Annotated in this window: 8 protein-coding genes; 7 read left to right on the top strand and 1 reads right to left on the bottom strand. The window is 66.4% G+C overall.

The annotated features are described in order from the left end of the window. Positions 1-5 precede the first annotated feature (5 nt). From ACWDS7_RS42965 to ACWDS7_RS42955, 3 genes are all read left to right on the top strand, one after another. Positions 6-785 (top strand): L,D-transpeptidase, encoded by a 780-nt coding sequence (locus ACWDS7_RS42965; protein ID WP_451933978.1) that lies wholly within the window; start codon positions 6-8, stop codon positions 783-785. 131 nt (positions 786-916) lie between these two features. After that, positions 917-1,195, top strand: coding sequence for a hypothetical protein (locus ACWDS7_RS42960; RefSeq protein ID WP_451933977.1), 279 nt, complete (start codon positions 917-919; stop codon positions 1,193-1,195). A 374-nt stretch (positions 1,196-1,569) separates the two neighbouring features. Next, on the top strand, positions 1,570-2,568 hold the full coding sequence (locus ACWDS7_RS42955; RefSeq protein WP_451933976.1) for an alpha/beta fold hydrolase: 999 nt from the start codon (positions 1,570-1,572) through the stop codon (positions 2,566-2,568). Between the two features lie 271 nt (positions 2,569-2,839). Here ACWDS7_RS42955 and ACWDS7_RS42950 read toward each other — a convergent pair whose 3' ends face one another. Continuing rightward, a complete protein-coding gene (locus ACWDS7_RS42950) occupies positions 2,840-3,841 on the bottom strand; it encodes an alpha/beta fold hydrolase (protein ID WP_451933975.1) in 1,002 nt (333 codons plus the stop codon). Between the two features lie 365 nt (positions 3,842-4,206). On the opposite strand from ACWDS7_RS42950, the gene ACWDS7_RS42945 reads away from it, so the two are divergent. The 4 genes from ACWDS7_RS42945 to ACWDS7_RS42930 form a co-directional block, all read left to right on the top strand. Then, positions 4,207-4,992, top strand: coding sequence for a hypothetical protein (locus ACWDS7_RS42945; RefSeq protein ID WP_451933974.1), 786 nt, complete (start codon positions 4,207-4,209; stop codon positions 4,990-4,992). 937 nt (positions 4,993-5,929) lie between these two features. Next, positions 5,930-7,111: a helix-turn-helix domain-containing protein gene (locus tag ACWDS7_RS42940; protein ID WP_451933973.1), complete on the top strand. Its 1,182-nt coding sequence runs from the start codon at positions 5,930-5,932 to the stop codon at positions 7,109-7,111. Between the two features lie 516 nt (positions 7,112-7,627). Next, positions 7,628-8,599, top strand: a complete 972-nt coding sequence (locus ACWDS7_RS42935; RefSeq protein ID WP_451933972.1) for a hypothetical protein — start codon at positions 7,628-7,630, stop codon at positions 8,597-8,599. 298 nt (positions 8,600-8,897) lie between these two features. Beyond that, positions 8,898-9,817 (top strand): phospholipase D-like domain-containing protein (locus tag ACWDS7_RS42930; protein ID WP_451933971.1); only part of this gene is annotated, 920 nt, incomplete at its 3' end.

Raw genomic sequence — 9,817 nt, 5'->3', positions numbered from 1 at the left:
CCGCCGTGGCCACGCTGACCGGGTGCGCGGCCTCCGAGGCCCGTCCGGTCCCTCCGCGGGCACTCACCGCCACCGGTCAGGCCGGGACCGGGGCTGCCGCGACCGGTCAGGCCGGGACCGGGGACGGCACCGCCACTGATCAGGCCGGGACCGGGGCTGTCGCCGTCGATCACGCCGAGACCGGGGCCGGCGTGGAGGTGGCGACCGTGCGGGGACCACGCATCGCGGTGTACAAGCGCAAAGGGGCGAGCCTGCCCTGGCGTGAGCTCGCGAGCCCCAACGACTACGGCGCCGAGCGGGTCTTCCTCGTGGAGCGCCGCGACGGCCGGTGGCTGCGGGTGCTGCTGCCGGTCAGGCCCAACGGCAGCACGGGCTGGATCAGGGCGGATGACGTCACGCTGGCCAGGACCACGCGCCGGGTGGAGATCGACCCCACGGCGTTCAGGTTCACGGTCTACGACGGGGAGCGCGTCCTGCGCCGGGGAAGGGTGGCCACGGGCCAGGCCGGCACGCCCACGCCACCCGGCCGCTACTTCTTCACCGAGCTGGTGCGCCCGCCGGACCCGCGCGGGCCGTACGGCGCCTACGCCTTCGGGCTGAGCGGGTTCTCCCCGACGCTGAAGCGCTTCGCCGGAGGCCCGGGGCAGCTCGCCGTCCACGGGACCAATGATGCGGCGGCCATCGGCACGCGGGCCAGCCACGGCTGCGTCCGGGTCGGCAACGCCGACATCACCTGGATGGCGAAGAACCTGGCGATCGGCACCCCGGTCGTCGTGAAGGGCTGACGCCCTCCGGACCACATATCGACCAGTCACGGATCGACCGACCACATATCGACCGACCAGATATCGAACACGGAGAACAGCTCCGCCATGGAGAACGGCTCCGCCACGGAGAACAACGGAAGGTGAGATACATGCGTCTCAAGCTCGTACTCGGCGGCCTCGCCGCCGCCCTGGCCCTCGGCGCCGGTCTGGCCGGCACGGCGATGGCCGCCGGGCCCGCCAGACCGGCCGTCAGCGGGCCCTCGGCCGAGCCCGCCAAGCCCGCCGCCCCCCGGCCCGTGGTCACGCCCGCCGACTCTGACGCCCCCCGGCCCGCTCCGGTCAAGGGCGGGGCGGATCCGACCGCGGCCCCGGCCCCGGCGCCGGAGCCCGGCGAGCCCTCGGTGAGGCAGCCCAACTACACCGGCTGAGCACAGGCGGCGGACGGCGAGGGCGCCCGTGAGCGGCGGGCGCCCGCAGCACTGGGCGGATCATCGCCGGTCCCGGCCTGGACCGGCCGGCACCCGGTCGCGGATCCCCCGCCAGGACGGCCAAGTCCGATCCGGCTGTCGCTGTAGGACCGTCCGCCGCAGCGGAGTAGTCTCCCCGCAGGTCAGGAGGTGTCCTGGCCTCTCCTGCCCAAGCGTGGCGGCGCCGTCCCTCCGGACCAGGCGCCGCCACGTCCTCTCCACGGGCCGGCTCCTCCTGACGGAGGAGGGGACGGCGGCGGCCGAAGCGCCGGTGGCACAGCGGGTTCCGCTGTGCGGAGGAGGAAACGGACGGGCCGCATACCTAGATTCGAGGTGTGACGGACGGAGAGTTCGAGGACGCACAGGTGGCGCGGCCCAGAGAGCGGCGGCGACCGTGGCGGCTGCTGCTGCGGATCACCGCCTGGGGCGCGGGCCTGGCCGTGCTCGCGGCGAGTGCGGGATTCCTCTACGAGACGGACGCCCGGCAGGGCGATGCCGCGCGCCACAGGGCGCCGGGGCGGCTGGTCGACGTCGGCGGTCACCGCCTGCACCTGTACTGCACCGGGACAGGCGCTCCCACCGTCGTGCTGGAGGCGGGGCTGGCCGAGTCGAGCGCGAGCTGGGAGACCATCCAGCGGCGGCTCTCGGCGGGTAACCGGGTGTGCTCCTACGATCGCGCCGGATACGCCTGGAGCGAGGACGGCCCGTCGCCGCGTACGGCCGAGCGCACCGCCGGGGAACTGCACACCCTGCTGGCCGCGGCCGGGGAGGCGGGGCCGTACGTCCTCGTCGGGCACTCCTACGGCGGCAACACGGTGCGCGTCTTCGCCGACCGGTGGCGGGACCTGACCGCCGGGCTGGTGCTGATCGACGTCACCGACGAGACGGCCGTCACCGCGCTCCGGATCTCCCGTCCCCTGCTCGCCGTCCAGTTCACCGTCAACCAGCTCATCGCCCGCCTCGGCCTGCTCAGACTGTCGGGCGACGCCCTCGTGCCGCCCGGCGCCACCACCGCGGCCCGCGCCGGCGCCACCGTCGTCTACGGAGACCGGAGCATGGCGGCCGCCCGCGCCGAGGCTTGGGCCTCAGCGGACAGCGCCACCCAGGTCGCCGCGACGGTCCGGCCACGAGCATGGGGCGATCTGCCGGCCGTGGTCATCTCCGCGGGAGGCCAGCCGGCGGAGGTGACCGATCACGCCAGGCGCCTTGCCGCACTGTCGGCCCGGGGTCGCCTGGTGGTCGCGGCCACGACGGACCACTACGTCCAGAACGCCGAGCCCGGACTCGTCCTCGACGCCGTCCACGAGGTCATCGCCGCTTACGGGCAGAGGTGACCGCCGGCCACCCCGCTCGCCATCTTCGCGCTGCGAGAATCGGGACAGCCCAGCCTGGTCGACCCTCCGCGGGGCCCGGTGCCCCGCGACGGAGCCGGTGAGCACTGAGTACATGGCACGGAGGAGACGTCCCGCAGCGCTTGATGGTCGTCCAGCCAGACGGTCATCCAGCCGGGCGGTCATCCAGCCGGGCGCGGTGGAACACCGCCGCCGAGCACCGGGACACGGCCGGCGTCCGACCGCGTGGTGGCGCTGCCGGACCACCACGTTCTCAAGGGTTTGAGATCACCTCGTGGAGCTTGGCGGCGAACTCCTCGGACTGGGCGCCGAAGCCCCCGTGGTCGCCGGGGAAGACCACGGGCCGCGTCCCCAACTGCTCGGCCACGGCGAAGGAGGCCCGGTACGGCGGCTCTCCCGCCGAGGCGCCGCCCACCGCCAGGACGACGCGTGCCGAGGACGCCTGGAGCGCGGCGATGTCCGGGGCGTACCCGATGAACGGCGGCACCTCGTAGCCGATGAAGAACTGCATGTTCCGCTCCATGCGCGCCATCATCCCCATCATCTCCGGGTCCGGCTCCTCCTGCGGTGCCTGGGCGGCGGCGTCCTGCGGTGCCTGCGCGGCCGCGTCGTCCTGCGATGCCCCGTTCCCTCGCGATGCCTGCGCGGCCCCGTCGCGCTGCGGGGCCTGTGCGGCCGCGTCTCCCTGCGCCGGCTCGCCGCCGTCGCCCTGCGTCGGCTCGCCGCCGTCGCCCTGCCCGTCGCCGCCCATCCCCATCCCGGTGGCGAAGACCTGCATCGCCGGCCCGGCGCCTTCCTTGAGGAAGGTGTCCTCCACCTCCTGGATGACGGCGTGCCAGTGGTCACGGTCGGGCAGCAGGCCGAGGACGGGGGGTTCGTGGGCGACCAGGGCGCGGACCTGCTCGGGGTGGCGGGCGGCCAGTTCCAGGCCGATGACCGCGCCGGAGCTGTTGCCGAAGACATACGCGGGCTCGTCCGCCGTGACGCCCACCGCCGTCAGCACACGGTATGCGTCGTCGCCGTGGACCTCGATGCTCTGCCGCTCCGGCGCCCCGGCCAGGGGGCTGCGCGAGTTGCCGCGCCGGTCGTACGTCACCACTGTGTACCGGCCGGCGAGCCGCTCGGCGAGGCCGGTGTATCCGGCGGCGTCATAGATCCCACCGCAGATCAGCAGCAGGACGGGACCGGAGCCGCGGACCTCGTAGTACAGCTCCGCACCGGGCACCTTCAGGATGTCCGTCTTCGTGGGTTCCATGCTCGTTCCCCCCGGGGGTCGTCGTCTGTCTCGGTTCGGTCGATCGCAGCAGAGTCGGAGCCACGGCCACGTCCTCGACATCCCACCCAGAAGATTTCTGAAAAATATCCGCTCCCGTCCTCAGCCCCTGGTGAGGACGGGGGCCACGTCCGGTCGTCCACCCGGCGGCGTGGGGGATCAGCCTGGGATCGGCCCCATGCGCCCGGTCGTCGGCGTGTCGGTCACGAAGGGGCCGGTCCGAGGATGCGGCAGATCTGTTCGAGGGCCTCGCGAAAGATCACGGCGGGGACGTCGGGTCGAAGTACGGCCAGGGCGATATTCCGGACTTTGATCACTTACTGGGCTCTGCTCTAGCGTGCCTTTTTATGCTCAAACCCCTCTCGCTGCCGGCCGTGGGCCTGCTCGCCGCCCTGCTCCTCCCCGGCACGGCTGACGCTCTCACCTCCCCCATCGAGAACGTGCCCGCTCTGACCGACAACAGCCTCTATGGCAGCGGCAAGATCAAATCCTCGGAATGTCCCGACGGTGCACTCAGCATCGAGAGTGCCCCAGCCGCGAAGCGCACGATCACCGCGCTGTGGCGCTGTCTGAACACGTCGTGGTCGGCGCATTTCAAGCACGCCAAGCTGCCCTTCACGCCCGCCAAGCTCGTCGTCCTCACCAAACCGGCGCCGTTCTGCGGAAAAGAATGGAAGAAGGGCTTCCAGTCCACTTACTGCTCCGGAACGAAGACGGCGGCGGTGCTGGTGAATGAGGAGTACTACCTGCGGACCCGCGAGATCTACCACTTCACGTACATCGCCGCGCTCTACGGCGCCCATCTGCAGCACACCACCGGCATCGCGCGCGGCCTCGACGCATTGCCGTACAAGAACAAGGCCGAGCATTTCGAGCAGGAGCGGCGCTGGATGCTTCAGGAGAGCTGCCTGTCGGGAGTCTTCCTGGGGAGCGTCTGGGAGACCGCGGGAGAAGGCAGTGAGGGCTGGCCCGCGATGTTGGACCTGGTGAAGTCGAATGGCGACTACAGGTCCAAGAAGGACCGCTACTTCGCCAAGGGCAAGAACATCGTCTACTGGCTCGACCGCGGCTTCAAGAGCGGCGACCCCGGCTTCTGCAACACCTGGAAGGCGCCCTCCGCACGCGTCGCCTGACCACACGGCGGCGCCGCTCGCTTTTCTCGTACGGCTCGCCCTTGTCCGGCACGGCCGGGAGCGGCCGGCCGCACAGGCCGAGCCGCCGCCGTGCTGCCACGCGGGTGCGGACTTGGGCGGGCATGGGCTGGCCCCACAGATGGTCGCGGCGGTGCGGCAGGCTGGCCGCGTCGTGGGCGTAGGGCGGACGAGCGCACCACCGGCAACCAAGTGGTGATGGAGGCTGTCCGGCATACCAACGGACCCGAATGATCCGGACGGCTCTACTAGGTTAGGTACGGGTTGTATCTCCGGTGTGTGATCAAGGTTCTGCCCGCCGACGGGATTCGCCGGGCAGGGCCGTTTTCCACGATGCCAATGGCCACGTCCGCGTCACGGCTCTGGGTGAAAGCTCCATGTCTCGGAGCACCTCAATCACCATGTGAGGGCTCACGGACTCGTCAAACAGGGTCACCAGACGCTCTCGGCATCGGCGCGGGAAGCGGATGAGTTTCGCGGAGCTCCGCATATCGGAAAGCGATCCGGCGAGCGGCCCGATCGGGTTCCGTGGCCGGATGCCATGCATAAACGGCACATCGGCGTTCGGCGTTCGATCCGGCTCGCCACCAGTAGGTGTGTCCGTCGCACCACACAACAAGATCGACCCACAGGGACAGAAGCGCCACGCCGTCGCCATGGTGCGCGTCACTGAAGATGCCCAGCGCCTCAAGCTCCCGGCTGAGCCACTCAATGGCCGTCCCGGCGGCCGGGCGACGGGGATATCGTCCGTCGCTCTCACCCTCATTGCTGATCACGTTTGGTGACAATATGACCGCGTAGAGGTAATGACATCAGTGGCGTTGATACTTTGGCGGCGGGAGGAGCTAACCACGCAATGGCGGGTTACTTTGAGATCATGTCCTACTCAGATCCGGCGGCGGAGAGTGTAGGAACTCGTGTGCGGCGCGCTCGTAAGCGCGCTGGCATCACCCAGACCGAGCTGGCCAGGCGCGTCAACCGTGCGCAGTCTTGGGTGTCGGGTGTCGAGAACGACAGCATCCCCCTGGACTCCATCGCACTGATCAACACCCTCGCCCGCACTCTGCGCGTGCACCCCAACGAGCTCACCGTACGTCCTTACCGAGGTAACACTCCGGGTGAGGACCGTGGGCATTCGGCGATTTCGGAGATCCGCCGCCACCTGGAGCGCTATGACCTCGATCCCGAATGGGGCGGTGAGGTGCGGTCGCTGCCCGAGCTCCGCGCCGCGACGGAGCGCGCATGTTGGTTACGGCGAGAAGCCCGTTACGCGGAGCTGTCGGACGAACTGCCGGCGCTGCTCTCCGAACTTCAGGCAGCGACCCACCTGTATGCGGAGCCTGATCGGAGTGCGGCGTTCAGGCTGCTCGGGCTGACTTACCTGGCAGCCGACTCGGTGGTCTACAACCTGGGTTACGCCGATCTCTCTCTCATTGCCACCAACCGCGTCCGCTGGGCGTGGGAACGCGCGGGAGACCGCTATCACGAGGCTGTGTTCGCTTACCTGCGAATACGGGGCCTATGGGCCAGCACCTCGTGGAACGACGCGCTTGCCGTGCTTGATGCGGCGTGCGCGGGTATCGAGAACGAATACACCGCAGGCCAGGCCGAGGCGCTTGCGGTCTGGGGCGGGCTCCAACTGCGGGCCGCGATTACCGCCGCCCGCAAGAACGACCCCGATGAGGCATGGTCACGCCACCGGCTCGCGACCGAAGCGGTCACCCGACTCGGCTCACGCCAGCGCACCAACTACTACGACCTGTCCACTAACCAAGCCAACGTCGATATTCATGCCGTCGCCGTCGCGGTCGAATTGGGGGACGGACCGCAGGCCGTCCAGCGCGGGGAGGCGGTGCGGCTCCCCAAGGACATGCAGGCCGGCCGCGCGGGACATCACCATCTGGACTACGCGCGAGGGTTGTTGTGGTGTGGCAAGCGAGAGGCCGCATTGGCAGAGTTGGAGCGTGCCGAGAAGGTTGCCCCGATGCTCGTCCGCAACCACCCGATGGCTCGGCAGGCCGTACGGACCCTCCTGGATCTTGAGCGCTACAGCTACCGGGAACGCATCCGCCGTCTCGGCGTGCGCATGCACATCCTCTGAGACACCTCGGCTTGATCTGGCACAGGTATGTATCGGAGAAGGTGTAACGGTATGGATCGAAGCTTCCGTGCACTTGCTTGGACATAAGAGCAGTCAGAGCGCTCAGCAGGACAACTGTGTGGAGGTGGTAGACCTTCCTGGTGGAGGCTGCGTCGTACGGGACGGAAGGACCGGTATGGGGCGGTGCTGCGTTTCACCAGCGAGGAATGGCAGGTGTTCATCTCCACCTCACAACCAGCTCAGCAGGTCGGATGTCGCGTCGGCCCAATCGTGGGCAAGGTTGTTGTAGCCACGATTGAACAGGGCGTAGTCCCTATTCAGCAACATAGATGCCCTGATTCGGGCCGCTGGCGTGGGCTGTGTGTAGGTGGGACAGCAGCATGGTGAGTGGACGCTCGACATGATCGGCGCTACGCCAAGCACGATCGAGGCTAATACCTGCCCCCCGTATAGGAAGACTTTCGGAGTCACCTCCAGGCGATCTTGACTGTCGGTGGAAACATCTAGAGTCGGCATATGACCGATATGTCGATTGAGCCCGGGGAAATCACCACACGCGCCGAGATGAAGAAGATCTTCGGTGGCGGGCCGCAGGGTGGCATCGTTCCCTCTGCTACAACGCCGAACGTGCTGATCTACTCGGATCCTGACACTGGCGAGCAGTCCGGGTACAGGGATGGCTGGCTGAGCGAGGAAGACGAGCACGGCCCTGTTTTCGAGTACACCGGTCACGGCGAAGCTGACCAGACGTTCGAGGGGCGGGGAGGAAACGGCAATCGAGCTATCCTCCACCATATCGATGATGGCCGGACGCTTCGCATATTTAAGGCTGCAGGAAAAGTTCCCGGTTCCGACACTAAGTGGCAGAGATACCTTGGCGAGTTTGAACTGGATGCTGAACAGCCCTATGTTATCCGTCAAGCGCCGAACAAGAAAGGAATCTTTCGTCGGATAATTGTTTTTCGGATGCGAGAAATCGGGCCGGTCCGCCAAGATCTGCAGGATAAAATCCCGCCGGCAGAGAAGACGGAAGCGATCATCGTTCCGGCAGATATAACGACGAGCGTAATGGTCGAGCCGGAAACCAATAGGAGGACCTCTAGTTCTCGATCGGCAATTCCGCAGACCAAGGTGGAGCGGCGGGAGGCGGAGCTTTCGGATGACTTCAAGGTATTTCTGGAGTCTCAGCATCGTCAGGTGAAGCGCTTTCAGATCAAAGTTAAGGGAGTGGCCTCTACGCTGCTTACTGATCTGTATGATGCTACAGCACACGTGCTTTACGAGGTGAAAGGAAACAGCTCGCGCGAATCGGTGCGTATGGCGATTGGTCAGCTACTTGACTATCGTCGACACGTCACCCCTGCTGTCCCGGCACTTGCCGTTCTGCTGCCGGTGAAGCCTAACGATGATCTTATGGATCTCCTGAATCAGGTAAAAATCAATCTGGTTTATCAGGACGGCGACATTTTCGTCGGATATTCGGCCTAATCCTAATTATGATCATGGCGTTTAGGTTGCTAATCTGCGCGCGATGAGTGCGGCGATCCGTGCAGAACGCTAGTTCGGATTACTGTTCTATTGGGGCTACAGGGACAGCACAGATTAGGTGGAAGTCTCTCGGCATGAGTGCCGTATAGGAGGCTCTGGTGGGCGTGCTGGGGCTTCTAGCGAGGAGTTGTGCACCTCGCTAGCCAGCTAGCTAAGTGAATAGGGGCGAGCCTGCCTGTGCGAGAGATTCGATGATTAGGCTGCGAAATGCCAGGGGTATCGCTTAGATTGCTGACTTATGAGCGATCTTGCACCCGGGGCCTACGAGCAGATTGTTACGCACGCCCTTGACGAGCGCCTACGTCTGGTTCCGGACGAGTTGGTGAAAGTAATCTCTATTGATCAGGTGGCTGCAGAGGACTACCTCGTCCGGCACATCGCTGGCCTGGTCCGCCATGCGTTGCGAGCATCCAAGTCTCCTGAGCAACAGATCGGCCGGGCTAACCACATCGCTGAAGCGATCATTAAAGATTTCCTCGATGGCGAAGGCGAAGGAGAACAGATCGCGCAACCTGGCCAGTTGCTCACTGAAGTGCGGCGCCCTTTGGGTGTTCCTGGACGGCCGGAACCGTTGGTCCGGCCGGAGATCCCACTGTCCGCCAGTGCTCTCCTCGTGAACGGGCGAGGTCAACCGAGCATTGGCACTGAAGTTAAGCGTGAGTTTGCGACCGCTGATCGAGTGGACCTGATCTGCGCCTTCATCAAGTGGTACGGCCTGCGCCTCATCGAAGGGCCGATCAAGGAGTTCATCGCCAGAGGTGGTGAGCTGCGAGTGATCACCACGACCTACATCGGCGCTACGGATAGGGCCGCGCTGGATCGCTTGGTTGCCCTTGGTGCCACGGTCAAGATCTCTTACGAGACGCACAGCACGAGACTTCACGCCAAAGCATGGATGTTCCACCGGCACACCGGCTTCTCGACTGCCTACGTGGGCTCATCCAACCTCTCCAAGGCCGCGCAGTTGGACGGTCTGGAGTGGAACGTGCGGCTCACCCAGGTTGAACAGGCCCATCTGCTTTCGACGTTCACTGCCACCTTCGAGCAGTACTGGGCCGACCCGGCGTTTGAGGACTATGACCCGGCTCGCGATGGGTCTCGGCTAGCTGAGGCGCTCAAGCGCGAGGGTGGATCAACTCCAGCTGATCTGCCTTTGGA

It is taken from the genome of Streptosporangium sp. NPDC003464, assembly GCF_053588315.1.
The sequence above is the reverse complement of the archived record's forward strand: the minus strand, read 5'-3'. Positions and strand labels throughout refer to the sequence as shown.

Excerpts from the sequence above, each read along its gene's own strand:
- ACWDS7_RS42950 (WP_451933975.1), bottom strand. The coding sequence starts at position 3,841 with ATGGAACCCACGAAGACGGACATCCTGAAGGTGCCCGGTGCGGAGCTG.
- ACWDS7_RS42945 (WP_451933974.1), top strand. The coding sequence starts at position 4,207 with ATGCTCAAACCCCTCTCGCTGCCGGCCGTGGGCCTGCTCGCCGCCCTG.
- ACWDS7_RS42935 (WP_451933972.1), top strand. The coding sequence starts at position 7,628 with ATGACCGATATGTCGATTGAGCCCGGGGAAATCACCACACGCGCCGAG.
- ACWDS7_RS42960 (WP_451933977.1), top strand. The coding sequence starts at position 917 with ATGCGTCTCAAGCTCGTACTCGGCGGCCTCGCCGCCGCCCTGGCCCTC.